This window comes from Pseudomonas sp. Z4-20, from assembly GCF_051131955.1.
Classification (GTDB): domain Bacteria; phylum Pseudomonadota; class Gammaproteobacteria; order Pseudomonadales; family Pseudomonadaceae; genus Aquipseudomonas; species Aquipseudomonas marvdashtae.
Genome location: NZ_CP071641.1, coordinates 5431933 through 5451003, shown reverse-complemented (window position 1 = coordinate 5451003; position 19071 = coordinate 5431933). Strand labels below are relative to the sequence as shown.

The following is a 19071-nucleotide window of genomic DNA, read 5'->3' as shown; positions in this document are numbered from 1 at the left end:
AGCGGCCCCATGAAGCCATGCGTCACCCTGGCCTTTTTACTTGCGCAACAACCGCATCCCATTGAACACCACCAGCAAGCTCACCCCCATGTCGGCAAACACTGCCATCCACAGGGTGGCGAACCCGGCAAAGGTGACGCCGAGAAAGATCGCCTTGATGACCAGCGCCAAGGCAATGTTCTGTTTGAGGATGCTGGAAGTCTGCCGCGACAGCCGGATGAACGCCGGAATCTTGCGCAGGTCGTCATCCATCAAGGCGACGTCGGCTGTCTCGATCGCCGTGTCGGTGCCGGCCGCTGCCATGGCGAAGCCGATTTCCGAGCGGGCGAGGGCCGGGGCGTCGTTGATGCCGTCGCCGACCATGCCGACTCGGTGACCCTGGGCGTACAGCTCCTCGATGGCTTTCAGCTTGTCCTCTGGCAACAAATCGCCACGGGCCCGGTCCATGCCCACCTGCTCGGCAATCGCCTCGGCGGTGTGGGCATTGTCGCCAGTCAGCATCAGCGTCTTGATGCCCAGCTCATGCAGTTGCCGGATGGCTTCGCGACTGGAGTCCTTCACCGTGTCCGCCACGGCGAATAACGCCAAAGGGCCCGTGCCGTCGAGTAGCAGCACCACGGACTTGCCTTGTTTCTCCAGGGCAAAAAGTCTCTCTTCCAACTCCGGTGAGCACAGTCCGAGATCTTCCACGAGTCGGTGGTTGCCCAGATGATACGTCCGGCCATCGATATCGCCGCGCACGCCACGTCCGGCAAGCGCCGCGAAGTTATCCACAGCGTGCTGTGCCCGCTGGTTATCCACAGCCGCATCGGCAATCGCGCGCGACACTGGATGGTCTGAGCGCGCGGCGAGGCTGGCGGCCAGCGCCCTGGCGGTGGTTTCCACCGTCGGGTCCAGCGGCACGTAGTCGGTCTGCACCGGCTTGCCATGGGTGATCGTGCCGGTCTTGTCCAAGGCTACGTAATCGAGCTTGTGGCCGCTCTCCAGATAAACGCCGCCCTTGATCAGGATGCCTTTGCGCGCCGCTGCCGCCAGGCCGCTGACGATGGTCACCGGGGTGGAGATCACCAGTGCGCACGGACAGGCGACCACCAGCAGGACCAATGCCCGGTAGATCCAGTCGAACCACAGCGCGCCCATGAACAGGGGCGCAATGACGGCCACGGCCAGCGCCAGGACGAACACCGCCGGAGTGTAAATGGTCGAGAATCGATCGACGAAACGCTGGGTCGGTGCGCGGGAGCCCTGGGCCTGTTCCACGGCGTGGATAATCCGCGCGAGGGTGGATTGATCGGCGGCGGCGGTCACGGTGTACTCCAACTCGCCGGCCTGGTTGATGGTGCCGGCGAACACTTTGTCGCCCACGGTTTTATCCACCGGCAGGCTCTCGCCGGTGATGGGCGCCTGGTCGATGGTCGAACGGCCGGCGACCACGTCACCGTCCAGGCCGACACGTTCTCCGGGACGGACCCGCACTCGCGCGCCGAGGGCGATGGCTTTGACGGCCTGGACCTGCCAAGTGCCGTCAGTCTGTTGCACGGTGGCCTGCTCCGGCGCCATTTGCATCAGGCCGCTGATGGCGTTGCGAGCGCGGTCGAGGGATTTGGCTTCGATCAACTCAGCCACGGTGAACAAGAACATCACCATCGCCGCTTCCGGCCACTGGCCGATCAACACCGCGCCGGTCACGGCGATGCTCATCAAGGCATTGATATTCAGGTTGAGGTTCTTCAGGGCGATCCAGCCCTTTTTGTAAGTGCCGAGGCCACCGCTGAGAATCGACGCCAGCGCTACCAACGCGACGACCCAGTTTGGCGCGGTGTTGGTGAAATGAATCACCTCGGCACCCAGCGCGGTGACACCGGACAGCGCCAACGGCCACCAAGGCTTGGCGGGTGCGGGCAGGTTGTTGGTCGACTCTTGCTGACCGGCCGTAAACGGTTCCGCTTGCATCCCCAAGGACTCGATAGCCTTGATGATCGGCGCATCGCTGGGCAAGTCGTGAGTCACGCCCAGCACCCGGTTGATCAGATTGAATTGCAGTTGCTGCACGCCTTCGAGCTTGCCGAGTTTGTTCTGTATCAACGTCTGTTCGGTGGGGCAGTCCATGGCTTCGATGCGAAAACTGCTCAGCCGCGCACCGTCCGTTGGCGCCTTGCCGATGTTGACCACCGACGGCGCCGCTTTGGACGCGCAGCAGGAATGAGCGTGATCGTGACCGTGGGCCGATTTGGGGGTGTGAATGGAGTCGCTCATGAGGTTACGTCCGTGAAAAGTGCCTGTTGCACAGTAGAGACCCTGTAGCCACTATAGGGTCAAGCACCTATTTCGGAGGCGTGCCATGAAGATCGGCGAACTGGCGAAACTCACCGACTGCCAAGTCGAGACCATCCGTTACTACGAGCGCGAGGGCCTGCTGCCGGAGCCCGCCCGCAGCGATGGCAACTACCGCGTCTACACCCAGGCCCACGCCGAGCGGCTGACGTTCATCCGCAACTGTCGCACCCTGGATATGACCCTGGAGGAGATCCGTAGCCTGCTGATCCTGCGCGACAGCCCCCAGGACCAGTGCGAGAGCGTCAATGCGTTGATCGATGAACACATCCACCACGTCAAGGCACGTATCGACGGCCTGCTGGCCTTGCAGGCGCAACTGATCGACCTGCGCCATCGCTGCGGCGAAGGGCCGGACCTGGATCAATGCGGGATCTTGCAGCGGCTGGAAGTCAGCGGCGCGGTGGCGCCGGAAGTGGAGCATTCACATGTTGGCAGAAGCCACGGGCATTGAAAGCCTATTGATCATTCCCACGCTCCGCGTGGGAATGCCGCCCGGGACGCTCCGCGTGCCAGTGTGACGCGGAGCGTGGGAGCGATAAAAAGTCGTGTTTCTAGACCGCCATCGGCGCGGTCATCGGCGCGTGGTGTTGATAGCCTTCAAGAGAGAAATCGCTCGGCTCCACCAACTCCAGCCATTCAGGCTGGTACACGCCGGTCTTGGCAAACTCCGGCACGCGCTCGGAAATCACCAGTTTGGGCATCGGGAACGGCTCGCGGGTGAGCTGTTCGTTGAGCATGTCCAAGTGGTTTTCGTAGACGTGGGCATCGCCAATGAAATAGGTGAACCAGCGCGGCGTGTAGCCGGTCAGGCGACCGATCAGGCTCAGCAGCGCGGCGCCTTCGGTGAGGTTGAACGGCGTGCCCAGGCCCAGGTCATTGGAGCGGATGTAGAGGGTCAGGGAGATTTCCTTGGTCTCGACATTCGGGTGGAACTGGTACAACAGATGGCACGGTGGCAGGGCCATTTCATCGAGCTGGGCGCAGTTCCAGCCGTGGAACAGGATGCGCCGGCTGCCCGGGTCCTTGATGATGGTATCGACGCACTGGCGAACCTGGTCGATCGCTTTGTACAGCACCACATAGGCCTGGCCGTTTTCTTCGCCTTCGGCGATCTGCCGGTAACCCTGGGCCAGTGTCTGCTCGATGGCCGCCGGGTTGCTCAGCGGGATCTGCTTGTAAGCCGGCCATTTGCGCCATTGCACGCCGTAGATCTCGCCCAGGTCGTCTTCGCCCTGGCGGAACGGGTTGGCCAGCCACTGGGCGTTTTCGTTGGCGTTCTGGTCCCAGACCTTGCAGCCCAAGGCGCGGAACTCAGCGGCGTTATTCACACCACGGAGAAAACCGCACATTTCGCCAATGGCCGATTTAAAAGCCATCTTGCGCGTGGTGATGGCCGGAAAACCTTCTTTCAGGTCATAACGCAGCATCGCGCCGGGAAAACTGATGGTGTTCACACCGGTGCGGTTGGCTTGCCTGGTGCCGTTCTTGATGACGTGGGCCACCAGATCGAGATATTGCTTCATGGGATACCTGTGTCCTTGAACCCGAGGCCAGCGCCCCGGGGTCCGAATTTTAAACCTTGGCCGCCGCAGCCGGCGCGCGATGATAGGCCAGCCAGATCAGTGCCAGGCCACCAACGATCATCGGCAGGCACAACACCTGGCCCATGGTCAGCCAGTTCCACGCCAGATAGCCGAGCTGGGCGTCGGGGACGCGGACGAATTCAACGATAAAGCGGAAGATCCCGTAGAACAGCGCAAACATGCCTGACACCGCCATGGTCGGTCGCGGCTTGCGCGAAAACAGCCAGAGGATCAGGAACAGCGCCACGCCTTCGAGAGCGAACTGGTACAGCTGCGACGGGTGGCGCGGCAACTGCGCCGGGTCGCTGAACGGGGGGAAGACCATTGCCCAAGGCACGTCCGTCGCCTTGCCCCACAACTCGGCGTTGATGAAGTTGCCAATGCGCCCGGCACCCAGGCCGATCGGCACCATTGGCGCGACGAAATCCATCAGTTCGAAAAACGATTTGTTGTTGCGCTTGCCGAACCACAGCGCCGCGAGCATCACGCCGATGAACCCGCCATGGAAGGACATGCCGCCTTTCCATACCTCGAAGATCAGTGTCGGATTGGCCAGGTAGGCGCTCAGGTCGTAGAACAATACGTAGCCCAGGCGTCCGCCGACGATCACGCCCATGGACAGCCAGAACACCAGGTCAGAAAGCTTCTCTTTGTTCCAGGTCGGATCAAACCGGTTGAGCCGGCGCGAGGCCAGCCACCAGGCGCCACCGATACCGATCAGGTACATGAGACCGTACCAGTGGATTTTCAGCGGGCCGATGGCCAGGGCAACCGGATCGATCTGCGGGTAAGGCAGCATTGATATTCCTCGTGAATGTCAAAAATACCCGGGCGACGCTGCCACCTCGGGATTAAGCCAGGATTGCGTCAGAGCAGGAAACTCAAGCCGACGCCGAACAGCAAAGCGGCGAACAGCCGCTTGAGCAAGCGCGGCGACAGGCGATGGGCCAGTCGCGCGCCGAAACGGGCGAAGACCATGCTCGTCAGGGCGATGCCCAGCAGCGCCGGCAAATACACAAAACCGAGACTATGGGGCGGCAACAACGGATCCTGCCACCCCAGAATCATGAAACTTAACGCACTGACCAGGGCGATGGGCAGCCCGCACGCCGACGAAGTCGCCACCGCTTGTTGCATCGGCACGCTGCGCCAGGTCAGGAACGGTACCGTCAGCGAGCCGCCACCGATGCCGAAAATCGCCGAGGCCCAGCCGACCACCGTGCCGGCCAGGGACAACCCGACCTTGCCCGGTACCGTGCGGCTGGCCTTGGGCTTGAAATCCAAGGCCAGTTGCGCGGCGACGAGCATGGCGAACACCCCGATGATCTTTTGCAGGTGCGGACCGGAAATCGCTTCGGCGGTGATCGCGCCGAAACCGGCGCCGACCAGGATGCCAACGGTCATCCAGGTGAAAATCTGCCAGCGCACCGCCCCTTTGCGGTGATGCTCGCGCACGGCGTTTACCGACGTGAAGATGATCGATGCCAGGGAAGTACCTACGGCCAGGTGCGTCAATACTTGCGGGTCGAAACCCTGCAAGGTGAAACTGAAGACCAACACCGGGACGATGATCATCCCGCCGCCCACGCCGAACAACCCGGCCAGTACGCCGGCACAGGCGCCGAGCAGCAGATAGAGCAGAAATTCCACCAGCGTCTCCTCGCCCGTACCAAAATAAGAGCGGCATGGTAACGGATCGAGGGGCTTGAGCTCTACTGAAGGCGATGGATGCGTTGGTGATGTGTGGGTAGAGTGGTGGTGAAGCGACGAATAGCCTTTGTGGCGAGGGAGCTTGCTCCCGCTGGTGGGCGAAGCCCACCCAACAAGGTTTTTGGGGCTACTTCGTAGCCCAGCGGGAGCAAGCTCCCTCGCCACAAAGGCGGTGTTCGGCTTTATTTTTTTAACGGATTGGCATTGTTAACAGGACAACCTGATGTGCCTGATCGTATTTGCCTGGCGCCCCGGCCACTCCCAGCCGCTGATCGTGGCGGCCAACCGCGACGAGTTCTACGCTCGTCCAACCCAGCCCTTGGCCCAATGGTCTGACGCACCCCACGTATATGCCGGGCGTGACCTGGAGGCTGGCGGCACCTGGCTCGGTGTCGGCGCGCAGGGGCGCTTTGCCGCGCTGACCAACATCCGCGACCCGGGCCAACTGCCGGCATTCAAGTCGCGCGGTGAGTTGGTGGCGCGGTTCCTGACCGGAAGTCTTTCGATTGGCGATTATTTGAGCGAAGTCGTGCCTCGTGCCGGCGAATATGGTGGTTTCAACCTGCTGCTCGGCGATGGGTCGCAGCTGTGGCACTACAACGCCCGCGATACCCGGCCACAGCGGTTGGCGGAGGGGATCTACGGTCTGTCCAACGCCGGACTGAACACGCCATGGCCGAAACTGCTCAAGGCCCGTACGGCGCTCGGCGAGGCGCTGAACGACCCGCAACCGCAAGCATTGCTGGCGCTGTTGAACGACCCGCTACCCGCGCCGATGGCGGAACTGCCGGACACTGGCGTGGGGCTTGCGACGGAGATGCTGCTGTCGAGTGTGTTCATTGCCAGCCCGGCCTACGGGACGCGAGCGAGTACGGCATTGATTGTTCATGCCGATGGGACGCGGCATTTAGTGGAGCGCAGTTTCGGGCCGCATGGGGGGCATTTGGGGGAGGTGGAACTGCACCTCTGAATGCTCTGCGAACTAGAGGGTCTTGTTCGACGCCGGATTGATCATCCGCGCCAACCCGAGGTTCTTCAGCGCCAACTGCAGGGAGCTATGAATCACTTGCGGGTTATCGATGGTCATCAGCTCCGCCAGCAGCTCCTGGGCCTTGCTGAGGTTGATCTGGCGCAGCATCCACTTCACTTTCGGCAGGTTGGTGGCGTTCATCGACAGGCTGTCGAAGCCCATCGCCATCAGCAGCACCGCTGCCGCTGGGTCGCCGGCCATTTCGCCGCAGATACTCACGGGCTTGCCTTCGGCATGGGCGTCGCGCACGACGTTCTGTAGAGCCTGCAGCACGGCCGGGTGCAGGTAGTCATACAAGTCCGCTACCCGTGGGTTGTTACGGTCCACGGCCAGCAGATATTGGGTCAGGTCGTTGGAACCGACGGACAGGAAGTCCACCTGCCGCGCCAATTCCTTGGTCTGGTACACCGCTGCCGGAATTTCGATCATCACGCCGACGGGTGGCATCGGTACGTCGGTGCCTTCGTCGCGTACTTCGCCCCAGGCCCGGTGGATCAGGTGCAGGGCCTCTTCCAGCTCATGGGTGCCAGAGATCATCGGCAACAGGATGCGCAGGTTGTTCAGGCCTTCGCTGGCCTTGAGCATGGCGCGCGCCTGGACCAGGAAGATTTCCGGATGGTCGAGCGTCACGCGGATCCCGCGCCAGCCGAGGAAGGGGTTGTCTTCCTTGATCGGGAAGTAGGACAGGGATTTGTCGCCGCCGATGTCCAGGCTGCGCATGGTCACTGGCTGCGGATGGAACGCGGACAATTGCTCGCGGTAGATCGCCAGCTGTTCCTTTTCGCTGGGGAAGCGCTGGTTGATCATGAACGGTACTTCGGTGCGGTACAGGCCCACACCCTCGGCACCACGCTTCTGCGCCCGGGCCACATCGGCCAGCAGGCCGGTGTTGACCCACAGCGGCATGCGGTGGCCATCGAGTGTGATGCAGGGCAGGTCCCGCAGCGCATCCAGGCCCAGGGAGAGTTGCTTTTCTTCTTCCACCACATCGGCAAACTGCTTGCGCAGCACGTCGCTGGGGTTGGTGTAGACCTCGCCGTGGTAGCCATCGACGATCATCTGGATGCCGTCGACCTTGGAATACGGCAGGTCCACCACGCCCATCACCGTGGGAATGCCCATGGCCCGGGCGAGGATCGCCACGTGGGAGTTGCCCGAACCCAAAACCGAGACCAACCCCGCCAGCTTGCCTTCAGGCACTTCGCCGAGCATGGCCGGGGTCAGCTCTTCGCTGACCAGGATCGTGTTGTCGGGATAGACCAGCGTCTGTTGGCGTTCCTGCTGCAAATAGGCGAGCAAGCGGCGGCCGAGGTCCTTGACGTCGGAAGCGCGCTCGCGCAGGTAGGCATCGTCCATCAGTTCGAAACGATTGACGTGGTCGGTCACCACTTGGCGCAACGCGCCCTGGGCCCATTGGCCGGTCTTGATGACCGTGGTCACCTCGCTGCCCAGGGACGCGTCGTCGAGCATCATCAGGTAGACGTCGAACAGCGCGCGCTCTTCCGGGCGCAGCTGCGTCGCCAGCTTGGCCGACAGGGTGCGCATGTCGGCGCGCACGCCTTCGATGGCGGTCTTGAACAAGCCCAGCTCGGCCGGGATGTCGGAAATGGTCTTGTCTGGCACCACGTCGAGGTCGGCGGGCGGCAGCATGACCAGCGCGGTACCCACCGCCGCGCCGGGGGAGCCTGGGACGCCGACGAACTTGGCTTCCTGGATGCCCTTGCCCTGGCGACCCAGGCCGCTGATCGAACCCGTGGCTTCGGCGTGGGCGATTACCCCGGCCAGTTGCGCGCTCATGGTCACGAGGAAGGCTTCTTCACCTTCGTCGAACTGGCGGCGTTCCTTCTGCTGGATGACCAACACGCCGACGACACGGCGGTGGTGGATGATCGGCGCGCCGAGGAACGATGCGTAGCGTTCTTCGCCAGTTTCGGCGAAGTAGCGGTAGCGCGGGTGATCCGCGGCGTTTTCCAGGTTCAGGGGTTCTTCACGCGTGCCGACCAGGCCGACCAGGCCTTCGTTGGGGGCCATGCTGACCTTGCCGATGGAGCGCTTGTTCAAGCCTTCGGTGGCCATCAGCACAAAGCGGTTGGTCTCGGGATCAAGCAGATAGACCGAGCAGACTTGGCTGCCCATGGCCTCTTTGACGCGCAATACAATAATGCCCAACGCCGCCTTGAGATCCTTGGCGGAGTTAACTTCCTGGACGATCTTGCGCAGCGTATTGAGCATGGCTCGGGGTCGAACTCCGTCGTCAGTCGCGCGTCAGCAGGCGCGGGGCAAGCTCTTTGAGAGCGCGTCGATACACTTCGCGCTTGAATGTCACCACCTGGCCCAACGGATACCAATAGCTGACCCAGCGCCAGCCATCGAACTCCGGTTTACCGGTCAAATCCATCCGCACCCGCTGCTCGTTGGAGATCAGGCGCAGGAGAAACCATTTCTGCTTCTGGCCGATGCACAGCGGTTGGCTGTGTGTCCTGACCAGGCGTTGCGGCAAACGATAGCGCAACCAGCCTCGGGTGCAGGCGAGTATTTCGACATCCTCTCGCTCAAGCCCCACTTCTTCATTCAACTCGCGGTATAAAGCCTCTTCCGGCGTCTCCTGAGGATTGATCCCACCCTGGGGAAACTGCCAGGCGTCTTGATTGATACGGCGTGCCCATAGCACCTGCCCAGCATCATTCGTAAGAATGATCCCCACATTGGGACGGAAACCATCGGGATCGATCACGGCAACAACCTCGCAAACGCATGTCGCCGCATTGTTCCACAAAGGTTGTGAAAGCAGCAACGAGCCTTCCTACCTTATGTGCACTCTTGTGAAAAGTCCGTATTCTGAGCGCCTTTCTTCAGAATTTTCAGCGAGTAACTGCAATGCGGCTGGCTTTATTCGACTTGGACAACACGCTGCTGGGCGGCGACAGCGATCACGCCTGGGGCGATTACCTGTGCGAACGCGGCTTCCTCGATGCCGTCACGTACAAGGCGCGCAACGACGAGTTCTACCAGGATTACCTGGCCGGCAAGCTCGACAACGCCGCGTACCTGAATTTCTGCCTGGAAATCCTTGGCCGTACCGAGATGGAAGTGCTGGCACAGTGGCATCTGGACTACATGCGCGATTGCATCGAGCCGATCGTGCTGCCCCAGGCCATCGAACTGTTGAAAAAACACCGCGACGCCGGTGACAAATTGGTGATCATCACCGCCACCAACCGCTTCGTCACCGCACCGATTGCCGAACGCCTGGGGGTCGAAACGCTGATCGCCACCGAGTGCGAGATGATCGACGGGCGCTACAGCGGGCGCAGCACCGACATCCCATGCTTTCGCGAGGGCAAGGTGACCCGGTTGAACCGTTGGTTGGAAGAAACCGGGTATTCGCTCGACGACAGCTACTTCTATAGCGACTCAATGAACGACTTGCCGCTCCTGGAGGCGGTGATGCATCCGGTGGCTGTGGACCCGGATCCGAATCTTCGGTCCGAGGCCGAGCGACGGGGTTGGCCGGTGATCAGCCTGCGCGGCTGATCCCTCTCACGCAGGCTTGGCCACCATCAAGTAGAAAATTGCCATGAACGCCAAGAAGGCCGGCCAACCCAGCGCAAACCACCAGCGCATGTAGGTCGTGGCCTTGATCGGGATGGGCGTGCCGTCCCGCAAGGCTTGTTCAGCCATCTTGTGCACGCGGATCTGCAACCAGACCACTGGCAGCCAGCAGACGCCCGCCAAGCAATAAAGGCCGATGCTCCACATCAACCAGCTCTGTTGCAGTGGCCAGCCGGCCACATGCATCAGGGCCAGCCCGCTCAGCGGTTGAAATACCGCGGTGGTGGCGGTGAACGCCCAATCGGCGAAGACCAGATGCTTGAAGGTGACGGCAATGACTTCGACCTTGCCGCTGCGCCAGGCCCGGAGCGCATAGTAGGCCGAACCCGCGCCCAGGCCGAACAGAACGGTGGAGGAGAGGATATGCAGGGTTTTCAGCAGCAGATACATGCTCATCGGCGGGGCTCAGTCCAAAGCAGCCATAAAGTTGCGACGATCAATACCAGATTCTTGGCGACAGCCGCGTAAGGGTCGAACCAATAGTGCGGCAGGATGAAACTGATGCACAGCGTATAGCCCGCCATCAGACCCAACTGCAGCAGCAAGGCCTGGCGACGCCAACGCTTGAGCAGCATGCCCACGCCCAGCACGCCGTCACACAGCGCGCCGCTGACCACCGCAAGCTTCGCCCAGGCGCCGTGTACGCCAGCTTCGGCCATGATGCGCAAGCCCCAATCGTAACCCGGGCCGAGGCACACCACGGCGGTCCCCAGCCAGATCAAGGCCAGGACCGCCAGCATCAATGGACGCAAGGCCCGCAGGCTGCTCTGGGCGACCGTTGGCCATTGCTGCAAGCGAGTCTGCACCGGGGCGGCGTGATAGCCGCATACCGACGCGAGTACGCCTGGGTCGGCCAGATTGTCCCGTTGCGCCAGAACCACACTTTGCCCGTTCAAGGCCCGCCAGCCGAACCGATCCCCCAACCGGCTGCCAACCTGGATCAACAGCGCAGGCGCCTTGAGGTAGCGCGCCGGTGCCCAACCCTGCGCGGCTCGCAGATGATCAATGAGTTGTGCCAGGCTCATTGGCTCGGGCCCCACCAGCGGCAACACTACGGATTCGCTCGGCCATTGCCGCAGCAGGGCGAGCACCGCGCCCGCCAGGTCGTCGATGTGCACGGGTTGGATGCGCGCCTTAAGATCCAGCAAGGGAATCAACGGCCACGGCGAAAGGCCCGCCAGCCAGTCGCTGCTGGTGCCACCCGGTCCTACTACCAACGAAGGCCGCAGGATGACCGATGGGCCGTCCAGCCCGGACAGATACTCGTCGGCCAGGCCTTTGCTCGCCAGGAACGGCACGTCGGATTGGGCGCTCGCGCCCAGCGCGGATATCTGCAGAATCCGTACGCCTCGACGTGCGGCCTGATCGAACAGCGCCCGAGCGCCGCGGTCCTGGACCAGGCTCAACGCCAGGGTGTCGACGCTGAGCAGGCCGGCTGCGTTGATCAGCAGGTCGATGTCGTCGGGGAATGCAAAATGGGCCGGCTCGGCTGCCAGCAAGCCGAGATCCAGCTGCCGCCATTCGACCCCCGGCCAGCTTGAAGCCTCGGGTTCACGACGGGTTGCGATGATCGAGTGGCCGGCGCCGTGCAGCGCTCGCAGCAGCTGGCCGCCGATAAATCCACTGCCACCCACCAACAGAATCTTCATGACAGTCCCTGTCAGTTAAACCGGCTTGGCGCCCATCAACGCGGCAATGGACAGGAAGCCGACACCACCGACGATTGCCAGCGCCAAGGTAAATCTACTGCCGCCGCCGTTACCCATGCGCAGGCGGTTGAGCCGCGCCAGCAGCCAAATGGCGCAGGGCGCCGCCACGGTATAGATCACGCTGGAACCCAGCAGCCAGGTTTGCCCAAGCGGCCAGCCCACCAGATGAACCAGCCACCATCCGGTAAACGGCATGCTCAGCATGCCGATCAGCATCACGCCCCAGGCGAATAGCCAGGGCCGCCGCAGCGTATAGGCGGGGCCCTCGCTGCGTTTGCGCCAGGCCACGACGGCCAGGCTCACACCGCAGGCCAGCAGCACGACGGTGGCCGCGACGTGCAGGATTTTCAAGGTCAGCAGAGTTTCCATGGATGTTTCCTTAGACCGATGTCCTTGAGCGTAGCCCTTCAGCCAAGAAACAGCTGATACGCGGGGTTATCGCTTTCGTCCCAATACGGGTAGCCAATTTCCTCCAGGGCTGCCGGCACCAGGTGGCGTTCATCATGTGGCACTTGCAGTCCGGCGACTACACGGCCATCCGCCGCGCCATGGTTGCGGTAGTGGAACATGGAGATGTTCCAGCGCCCGCCCAGTTTATTGAGGAAGTTGAACAGCGCTCCCGGGCGTTCCGGGAATTCGAAGCGCAGCACCACCTCGTCGATGACATGGGCCGCATGGCCGCCGACCATATGGCGGGTGTGCAGCTTGGCCAGTTCGTTGTCGGTCAGGTCCAGCACCGGAAAGCCTTGCTCGGTCAGGCTGGCGATCAGCGCGCTGCGCGGGTCGTTTTCCGGGTGCGTCTGCACGCCAACGAAAATGTGCGCTTCGCTGCCGGTGTTGTAGCGGTAGTTGAATTCGGTGATCTGGCGCTTGCCGATGGCTTCGCAGAACGCCTTGAAGCTGCCCGGCTTCTCGGGGATGGTCACGGCGATGATCGCTTCGCGGCCTTCACCCAGCTCGGCGCGCTCGGCGACGTGACGCAGGCGGTCGAAGTTGACGTTGGCGCCCGAATCGATGGCCACCAGGGTCTGGCCGCTGACGCCCCGCGACTCGACATATTTTTTGATCCCGGCCACGCCCAAGGCGCCGGCGGGTTCGGTGATCGAGCGGGTATCGTCGTAGATATCCTTGATGGCCGCACAGATCTCGTCGGTGCTGACGGTGATCACTTCGTCCACGTAGTGCTTGCAGATATCAAAGGTGTGTTGGCCGATCTGCGCCACGGCAACGCCATCGGCGAACAGGCCCACCGTCGGCAGCACCACGCGCTCGCCCGCGGCCATGGCCGCTTGCAGGCAATTGGAGTCATCCGGCTCGACGCCAATGATCTTGATCTCGGGGCGCAGGTATTTCACGTAGGCCGCAATCCCGGCAATCAACCCGCCACCGCCCACCGGGACGAATATCGCGTCCAGGCGCCCTGGGTGTTGGCGCAGGATTTCCATCGCCACCGTGCCCTGCCCGGCAATGGTGTGAGGGTCGTCATAGGGATGGATGTAGACGTAGCCTTTTTCGTCGACCAGTTTCAACGAGTACGCCAGGGCCTCGGGGAACGAGTCGCCATGCAACACCACTTTGCCGCCACGGGAACGCACGCCCTCGACCTTGATTTCCGGGGTGGTCTTAGGCATGACAATGGTGGCCTTGACCCCCAAGACCTTCGCCGCCAGTGCCAGGCCTTGGGCATGGTTGCCCGCCGACGCGGTGACCACGCCCCGTGCGCGTTCTTCATCGCTGAGCTGGGTCAGCTTGTTGTAGGCCCCGCGAATCTTGAACGAGAACACCGGCTGCAAGTCTTCCCGCTTGAGCCAGATATCGTTGCCCAGCCGCTCGGAGAGCTGGCGGGCGGTCTGCAGCGGGGTTTCTACGGCAACGTCATAAACGCGCGAGGTGAGGATCTTTTTGACGTACTGTTCAAGCATCGGAAAGCATCACTGGGCGGGTTGGGCAGGGCCAAGGAGTCTAACCCGGCTTTTGGCCAGGCGACCACACGAATTAAAAGGTTTGAAGGCAATGACCGAGGCCGCTTCGGTGCCTATAATGCCGGCCTTTCGTTCCCTCTCGGCACCCTCGGAGCCCGCATGACCCAGGATCAACTCAAACAGGCCGTGGCCCAGGCCGCCGTCGACTTCATCCTCCCAAAGCTGGATGACAAGAGCATCGTCGGGGTCGGCACCGGCTCCACGGCCAACTGCTTCATCGACGCGCTGGCGCAGCACAAAGGTGCGTTCGACGGCGCGGTCGCCAGCTCCGAAGCCACCGCCGCACGCCTGAAAGGCCATGGGGTCCCGGTGTACGAGCTCAACACCGTGAGCGACCTGGAGTTCTACATCGATGGCGCTGACGAAAGCGACGAGCATCTGAACCTGATCAAGGGCGGCGGCGCAGCCCTGACCCGCGAGAAAATCGTTGCGGCGGTGGCCAAGACGTTCATCTGCATCGCCGACGCCAGCAAACTGGTGCCGGTGCTCGGAGCGTTTCCGCTGCCGGTGGAAGTCATCCCCATGGCCCGCAGCCACGTTGCCCGTCAGCTGGTGAAACTGGGCGGAGATCCGGTGTATCGCGAAGGCGTGTTGACCGATAACGGCAACATCATCCTGGATGTGCACAACTTGCAAATCACCGATCCAGAAGAGCTGGAGCGCCAGATCAACGCCATCGTCGGCGTGGTCACCAATGGTTTGTTCGCTGCGCGCCCGGCGGATGTGCTGTTGCTGGGGACCAGTGAAGGGGTGAAGACCCTCAAGGCCTGATCCGAAGTAGTGACAGGCACAGTTGTGGTGAGAGGATTTTTTTCCTATTAGTCGAGCTGCGGTTTCTTGAACACATAGAACAGGTTCGGCTCACTCACCACGTACAAATTGCCGTCGTCGTCCATCGCCAGGCCCTCGGCCTGGGGGATGGTGTCCTGCAGGCCGTGGCGCCCCTTGCTCAACGACAGCGTGCTCAACGGCCGGCCATCGATATCCAATTCGATAATCAACCGCGACTCATCGGACAGTGCCAGCAAATGGCCGCTGCGCTCGTCGTATTGCAGGCTGGAGAGGTCGCGCACAAATAATCCGGCATCGCGCTTGGGATTGTTGATGACGTGGACTGCGTAGGACTTCTCTGGATTGTGGTAGGGAAAGCCGTGCACTTCATAAATCAGCATCGGATCGCGCTCCTTGGCCACGAATAGCCGTTTGCCCACCGAGTCGTAAGCCAGGCCTTCGAAGCCTTTGTTGCCGCTCATGTGCACGCCAAGCGTCATTTGCTCGGCATCGGCTGCGTCGAGGAACCGGGTGTCTTCCTCCAGGTGAATCTTGATCAGTCGCTGTTGGCGCTCGTCGGTGATGACGTAAATGTTCTCGCTGATGAACTCCACTGCTTCCGGATCGCCGAACCCGATCAGGGCGAGGCGCCGCAATATCTTGCCATCCAGTGACAACTCGATCAGCTCGGCATTCTTGTTGGTGACGGTGAACAGGCTTTTGCGGCTCGGATCAAACGTCAACGCCGAAACGTCTGCGTCCAAGCCTTCGATTACCTGGCCTTCAAGCGTGACCTGATATTGATCCAGTGAGATGACCTGTTCACTCACGGGGTGCCAGAGGGTATTCAGGTTGAACCAGGCGCGCTCGAACAGACGCAGGTACTGGCCCGCTGCGATCAGCGTAATCAACACGATCAGCAGCAACAGGATCAGGAACTTGGGACGGGCGAGTCGACGCATGTGAGATGAGCTCGATAAGAACAGGTGGTTGGAAATACCACGACTGCCTGAACTGAAGCTTAATGGCCGACTGCCACATCCTACAGCGATGGATGAATTACCTTACAGCGTTTGCTATCAGCGTGATTTCTCAAACCGATAGAACAGGTTCGGTTCGCTCACCATATAAAGATTGCCGTCCTCATCAAGGGCGACGCCTTCTGCACGGGGGATGGTGTCCTTCAGCCCGTTGAAGCCACCGAGCAGCGTCATGAAGCTGATCTGTTCGCCCTGTTGATCGAGTTCCAGCAACAAATGAGAGTCGGCTGACAGCAATGCGGTATGGCCCGTGCGAGGATCGACCGCCAGGGCGGAGAGATTGCGCAGGTCCAGTTCATTGCTGGCATGGATCTGTTTGTCGCCCTTGAGCAATGGGCTGCCGTCGCTTTTCCAAGTGAATAAAGCAGGCGGACGTTCTTCGCCCAGCACCAATTGTCGATTGCGGGGATCCCACGCGATGCCTTCAAATCCTTTGTTCTGATTTTTTGACGAACCCAGATCGTAATTAGGGAGGGCGTTGAAGTTCAATTCGCGGGTATTGGCATCCACCTGAACGATCGACAGGCTGTGCTTTCGCTCGTCGATGATGGCGAGCAGTCCATTCTCCATGTAGCTCACCCCTTCTGGGTTGGCCCAGCCCACCAAGGGGATTTTTCGCAGCACGTCTCCTTGCAGGGTCAGCTCCACCAGAGACGGATGTTTGCCCATGACCGTAAACAAGGTCTTGGTTTGTGGGTTATAGGTCAGGTCGGATGCTTCATCTTCCTCCATCCCAAGAAGCGCCTTGGCATCGATGACAGCGCGATACTCAGGGAGCCAAATACTGTCCTGGCGCAGGTCTTGGCTCTTGAAGCGTTCCGATACCCAAAGCAAGCCTCGGTCATCCCAGTGCATTGCGAATGCCAAGGTGTAAGGGGCAATTGTCGCCAGCAACAGCCAGGCATACCGAGGCAATTTGAGGCGCGCGGGACGAGTGATCGAGGGGGCGGGCAGGGCTTGGGTGTCAGCCATCAGGAATGCATTCCAGAAATTCGGCGAGGGATTGGCAGGCTCAGATGCCGCAATCCCGAGAATTATCCGGATGGCATGTGAAAAAATGGTTAACGCGGTGGCTTTGCTATCTGCGGGAGGCTCGCTCCCGCCAGATACAAGGTGTTGCCGTTAGCGAACGCTGCTCTCGAAGCGGCTCGCGCCTGGCAGCTCCAGCACCAGCTCATCGCCCACGTTCAGTGGTCCGACGCCCGCCGGAGTACCGGTGAGGATAACGTCGCCGGCCTGCAGCGAGAAGCAGCCGGCCATGTACTGGATCATCGGCACGATAGGGTTGAGCATCAGGCTGCTGTTGCCGTCCTGGCGCACTTCGCCATTGATGACCAAGCGAACGGGAATGTCGGTCAGGTCGGCGAAGGTGTCCTTCGATACGAACGGGGCGATCACTGCCGCGCCGTCGAAAGATTTGGCAACTTCCCACGGCAGGCCTTTGCCCTTGAGCTCGGCTTGCTTGTCCCGCAGGGTCAGGTCCAGGGCCGGAGCGAAGCCGGAGATTGCGTCCAGCACTTCTTCGGCGCTGGGCCGGGTGGACAGTGGCTTGCCGATCAGCACGGCGATTTCCGCCTCGTAGTGCACCGAACCGCGATCGGTGGGAATGCTGAAACCGCCTTCCAGCGGCACCACGCAACTGCCTGGCTTGATGAACAGCAACGGCTCGGTGGGTACCGGGTTATCCAGTTCCTTTGCATGCTCGGCATAGTTGCGGCCAATGCACACCACTTTCCCGATCGGGAAATGAATACGCGTACCGTCGACATACTGGTGCTGATAGCTCATAACCGACTCCTGCCTTTGGATTTTCATCAGGTGTTTATAAGGGTCAAACCGCGAAGATCTTGCCCGGGTTCATGATTCCGTTGGGGTCGAAGACTGCCTTTACCGCTTTCATATATTCGATCTCCACCGGCGAGCGACTGTAGGTCAGGTAGTCACGCTTGGTCATGCCCACGCCATGCTCGGCGGAAATCGAGCCGTTGTACTTCTCCACGGTTTCGAAGACCCATTTGTTCACGGTTGCGCACTTGGCGAAGAACTCATCCTTGCTCAGGTTTTCCGGCTTGAGGATGTTCAAGTGCAAGTTGCCGTCGCCGATGTGGCCAAACCAGACGATTTCGAAATCCGGGTAGTGTTCGCCGACGATTGCATCGATTTCCGGCAAGAATGCCGGAACCTTCGAGACGGTTACCGAGATGTCGTTCTTGTAAGGCGTCCAGTGGGAAATGGTTTCGGAGATGTACTCGCGCAGTTTCCACAGGTTCTGCAGTTGGGTTTCGCTCTGGCTCATCACGCCGTCCAGCACCCACCCTTGTTCGACGCAGTGCTCGAAGGTTTCCAGCGCATGGTTGGCGACCTCTTCGGTGGTGGCCTCGAATTCCAGCAGCGCGTAGAACGGGCAATCGGTTTCGAACGGCGCGGGCACGTCGCCGCGACCGAGGACCTTGGCCAGGGCCTTGTCGGAGAAAAATTCGAATGCGGTCAGGTCGAGCTTGCCCTGGAAGGCATGCAGCACGGGCATGATCGAGTCGAAGTCCGGCGTGCCGAGCACCATGGCAGTGAGGTTTTTCGGCGCCCGGTCCAGGCGCATGGTGGCTTCGACCACGAAGCCCAGCGTGCCCTCGGCGCCAATGAACAACTGCCGCAAGTCGTAGCCGGTCGCGTTCTTGATCAGGTCCTTGTTCAGCTCCAGCACGTCGCCCTTGCCGGTGACGACCTTCATGCCCGCCACCCAATTGCGCGTCATGCCGTAGCGAATGACCTTGATCCCGCCGGCATTGGTACCGATATTGCCGCCAATCTGGCTTGAACCCGCCGAGGCGAAGTCCACCGGGTAGTACAGGCCGTGTTCCTCGGCCTTGTTCTGCAATTGTTCGGTTACCACGCCCGGCTGGCAGACGGCGGTGCGGTCGGTCAGGTTGACGTCGAGAATCTGGTTCATGTAGTCGAATGACACCACGACTTCACCGTTCGCCGCCACGGCTGCGGCGGAAAGCCCTGTACGCCCGCCCGAGGGAACCAGGGCGATTTTGTGCGCGTTGGCCCAGCGCACGATGGCCTGGACTTGCTCGGTGGTCTTGGGAAAGACGATCGCTGTTGGTGCGGGCGCGTAATGCTTGGTCCAATCCTTGCCGTAAGCATTCAGGGAGTCGGCATCGGTCAGGACCTTGCCTGGCTCAACCAGGGTCTTCAGCTCATCTATCACGGCAGGATTGGTCATCGACAGAACTCTCGAACAATTCATGGTCATCCTGAGAACGCTTCACGTCGCAGGAATGGGTGTTTGCGGGG

18 protein-coding genes are annotated in these 19071 nt (G+C 61.3%); 4 read left to right on the top strand and 14 right to left on the bottom strand.

Annotated elements, in window-relative coordinates; translation table 11 throughout:
- Positions 1–36 precede the first annotated feature (36 nt).
- On the bottom strand, positions 37–2256 hold the full coding sequence (locus J3P82_RS24825; RefSeq protein WP_434559372.1) for a heavy metal translocating P-type ATPase: 2220 nt from the start codon (positions 2254–2256) through the stop codon (positions 37–39).
- Positions 2257–2341: 85 nt separating this feature from the next.
- On the opposite strand from J3P82_RS24825, the gene cadR reads away from it, so the two are divergent.
- Complete coding sequence (gene cadR / locus J3P82_RS24820) at positions 2342–2788, top strand: Cd(II)/Pb(II)-responsive transcriptional regulator (protein ID WP_186612512.1); 447 nt, start codon at positions 2342–2344, stop codon at positions 2786–2788.
- Between the two features lie 100 nt (positions 2789–2888).
- On the opposite strand, the gene J3P82_RS24815 is transcribed toward cadR, so the two are convergent.
- From J3P82_RS24815 to J3P82_RS24805, 3 genes are all read right to left on the bottom strand, one after another.
- A complete protein-coding gene (locus J3P82_RS24815; protein ID WP_434559370.1) occupies positions 2889–3860 on the bottom strand; it encodes a thymidylate synthase in 972 nt (323 codons plus the stop codon).
- A gap of 49 nt (positions 3861–3909) precedes the next feature.
- Positions 3910–4719: a prolipoprotein diacylglyceryl transferase gene (gene lgt / locus J3P82_RS24810; protein WP_434559368.1), complete on the bottom strand. Its 810-nt coding sequence runs from the start codon at positions 4717–4719 to the stop codon at positions 3910–3912.
- A gap of 68 nt (positions 4720–4787) precedes the next feature.
- The gene (locus J3P82_RS24805) at positions 4788–5570 is read right to left on the bottom strand and encodes a sulfite exporter TauE/SafE family protein (protein WP_434559366.1); all 783 of its coding nucleotides are present in this window, start codon (positions 5568–5570) and stop codon (positions 4788–4790) included.
- A 283-nt stretch (positions 5571–5853) separates the two neighbouring features.
- On the opposite strand from J3P82_RS24805, the gene J3P82_RS24800 reads away from it, so the two are divergent.
- Complete coding sequence (locus J3P82_RS24800) at positions 5854–6600, top strand: NRDE family protein (protein WP_434559364.1); 747 nt, start codon at positions 5854–5856, stop codon at positions 6598–6600.
- Between the two features lie 12 nt (positions 6601–6612).
- On the opposite strand, the gene ptsP is transcribed toward J3P82_RS24800, so the two are convergent.
- Together ptsP and J3P82_RS24790 are read right to left on the bottom strand one after the other, a co-directional pair.
- On the bottom strand, positions 6613–8892 hold the full coding sequence (gene ptsP, locus J3P82_RS24795) for a phosphoenolpyruvate--protein phosphotransferase (RefSeq protein WP_434559362.1): 2280 nt from the start codon (positions 8890–8892) through the stop codon (positions 6613–6615).
- A 22-nt stretch (positions 8893–8914) separates the two neighbouring features.
- A complete protein-coding gene (locus J3P82_RS24790) occupies positions 8915–9394 on the bottom strand; it encodes an RNA pyrophosphohydrolase (RefSeq protein WP_003186867.1) in 480 nt (159 codons plus the stop codon).
- Between the two features lie 143 nt (positions 9395–9537).
- Here J3P82_RS24790 and J3P82_RS24785 point away from each other — a divergent pair, with 143 nt between their 5' ends.
- Complete coding sequence (locus tag J3P82_RS24785) at positions 9538–10194, top strand: HAD family hydrolase (protein WP_434559360.1); 657 nt, start codon at positions 9538–9540, stop codon at positions 10192–10194.
- A gap of 6 nt (positions 10195–10200) precedes the next feature.
- Here the strand turns inward: J3P82_RS24785 and J3P82_RS24780 are convergent, their stop codons facing one another.
- From J3P82_RS24780 to ilvA, 4 genes are read right to left on the bottom strand one after another with little or no spacing between them, the layout of a single operon-like run.
- Positions 10201–10668, bottom strand: coding sequence for a DUF2269 family protein (locus J3P82_RS24780; protein ID WP_434559358.1), 468 nt, complete (start codon positions 10666–10668; stop codon positions 10201–10203).
- Entirely contained in the window at positions 10665–11921 is a 1257-nt protein-coding gene (locus tag J3P82_RS24775) for an SDR family oxidoreductase (RefSeq protein WP_434559356.1), read from the bottom strand. Before J3P82_RS24775 ends, J3P82_RS24780 begins: the two co-directional genes overlap by 4 nt.
- Positions 11922–11936: 15 nt before the next feature.
- Complete coding sequence (locus tag J3P82_RS24770; protein WP_434559354.1) at positions 11937–12350, bottom strand: DUF2269 family protein; 414 nt, start codon at positions 12348–12350, stop codon at positions 11937–11939.
- 38 nt (positions 12351–12388) lie between these two features.
- Positions 12389–13903, bottom strand: a complete 1515-nt coding sequence (gene ilvA, locus J3P82_RS24765) for a threonine ammonia-lyase, biosynthetic (RefSeq protein ID WP_434559352.1) — start codon at positions 13901–13903, stop codon at positions 12389–12391.
- A 159-nt stretch (positions 13904–14062) separates the two neighbouring features.
- On the opposite strand from ilvA, the gene rpiA reads away from it, so the two are divergent.
- Entirely contained in the window at positions 14063–14734 is a 672-nt protein-coding gene (gene rpiA, locus J3P82_RS24760; RefSeq protein WP_434559350.1) for a ribose-5-phosphate isomerase RpiA, read from the top strand.
- Between the two features lie 47 nt (positions 14735–14781).
- Here the strand turns inward: rpiA and J3P82_RS24755 are convergent, their stop codons facing one another.
- From J3P82_RS24755 to J3P82_RS24740, 4 genes are all read right to left on the bottom strand, one after another.
- The gene (locus tag J3P82_RS24755) at positions 14782–15696 is read right to left on the bottom strand and encodes an SdiA-regulated domain-containing protein (protein WP_434559348.1); all 915 of its coding nucleotides are present in this window, start codon (positions 15694–15696) and stop codon (positions 14782–14784) included.
- 117 nt (positions 15697–15813) lie between these two features.
- Entirely contained in the window at positions 15814–16746 is a 933-nt protein-coding gene (locus tag J3P82_RS24750) for an SdiA-regulated domain-containing protein (RefSeq protein ID WP_434559346.1), read from the bottom strand.
- 150 nt (positions 16747–16896) lie between these two features.
- Entirely contained in the window at positions 16897–17562 is a 666-nt protein-coding gene (locus J3P82_RS24745) for a fumarylacetoacetate hydrolase family protein (protein ID WP_305497557.1), read from the bottom strand.
- Between the two features lie 43 nt (positions 17563–17605).
- The gene (locus tag J3P82_RS24740) at positions 17606–19000 is read right to left on the bottom strand and encodes an FAD-binding oxidoreductase (protein ID WP_434559344.1); all 1395 of its coding nucleotides are present in this window, start codon (positions 18998–19000) and stop codon (positions 17606–17608) included.
- Positions 19001–19071 lie beyond the last annotated feature (71 nt).

Coding starts and splice junctions, on each gene's coding strand:
- J3P82_RS24825 (WP_434559372.1), bottom strand. CDS start 2,256: ATGAGCGACTCCATTCACACCCCCAAATCGGCCCACGGTCACGATCAC.
- cadR (WP_186612512.1), top strand. CDS start 2,342: ATGAAGATCGGCGAACTGGCGAAACTCACCGACTGCCAAGTCGAGACC.
- J3P82_RS24815 (WP_434559370.1), bottom strand. CDS start 3,860: ATGAAGCAATATCTCGATCTGGTGGCCCACGTCATCAAGAACGGCACC.
- lgt (WP_434559368.1), bottom strand. CDS start 4,719: ATGCTGCCTTACCCGCAGATCGATCCGGTTGCCCTGGCCATCGGCCCG.
- J3P82_RS24800 (WP_434559364.1), top strand. CDS start 5,854: ATGTGCCTGATCGTATTTGCCTGGCGCCCCGGCCACTCCCAGCCGCTG.
- ptsP (WP_434559362.1), bottom strand. CDS start 8,892: ATGCTCAATACGCTGCGCAAGATCGTCCAGGAAGTTAACTCCGCCAAG.
- J3P82_RS24785 (WP_434559360.1), top strand. CDS start 9,538: ATGCGGCTGGCTTTATTCGACTTGGACAACACGCTGCTGGGCGGCGAC.
- J3P82_RS24780 (WP_434559358.1), bottom strand. CDS start 10,668: ATGAGCATGTATCTGCTGCTGAAAACCCTGCATATCCTCTCCTCCACC.
- J3P82_RS24775 (WP_434559356.1), bottom strand. CDS start 11,921: ATGAAGATTCTGTTGGTGGGTGGCAGTGGATTTATCGGCGGCCAGCTG.
- J3P82_RS24770 (WP_434559354.1), bottom strand. CDS start 12,350: ATGGAAACTCTGCTGACCTTGAAAATCCTGCACGTCGCGGCCACCGTC.
- ilvA (WP_434559352.1), bottom strand. CDS start 13,903: ATGCTTGAACAGTACGTCAAAAAGATCCTCACCTCGCGCGTTTATGAC.
- rpiA (WP_434559350.1), top strand. CDS start 14,063: ATGACCCAGGATCAACTCAAACAGGCCGTGGCCCAGGCCGCCGTCGAC.
- J3P82_RS24755 (WP_434559348.1), bottom strand. CDS start 15,696: ATGCGTCGACTCGCCCGTCCCAAGTTCCTGATCCTGTTGCTGCTGATC.
- J3P82_RS24750 (WP_434559346.1), bottom strand. CDS start 16,746: ATGGCTGACACCCAAGCCCTGCCCGCCCCCTCGATCACTCGTCCCGCG.
- J3P82_RS24745 (WP_305497557.1), bottom strand. CDS start 17,562: ATGAGCTATCAGCACCAGTATGTCGACGGTACGCGTATTCATTTCCCG.
- J3P82_RS24740 (WP_434559344.1), bottom strand. CDS start 19,000: ATGACCAATCCTGCCGTGATAGATGAGCTGAAGACCCTGGTTGAGCCA.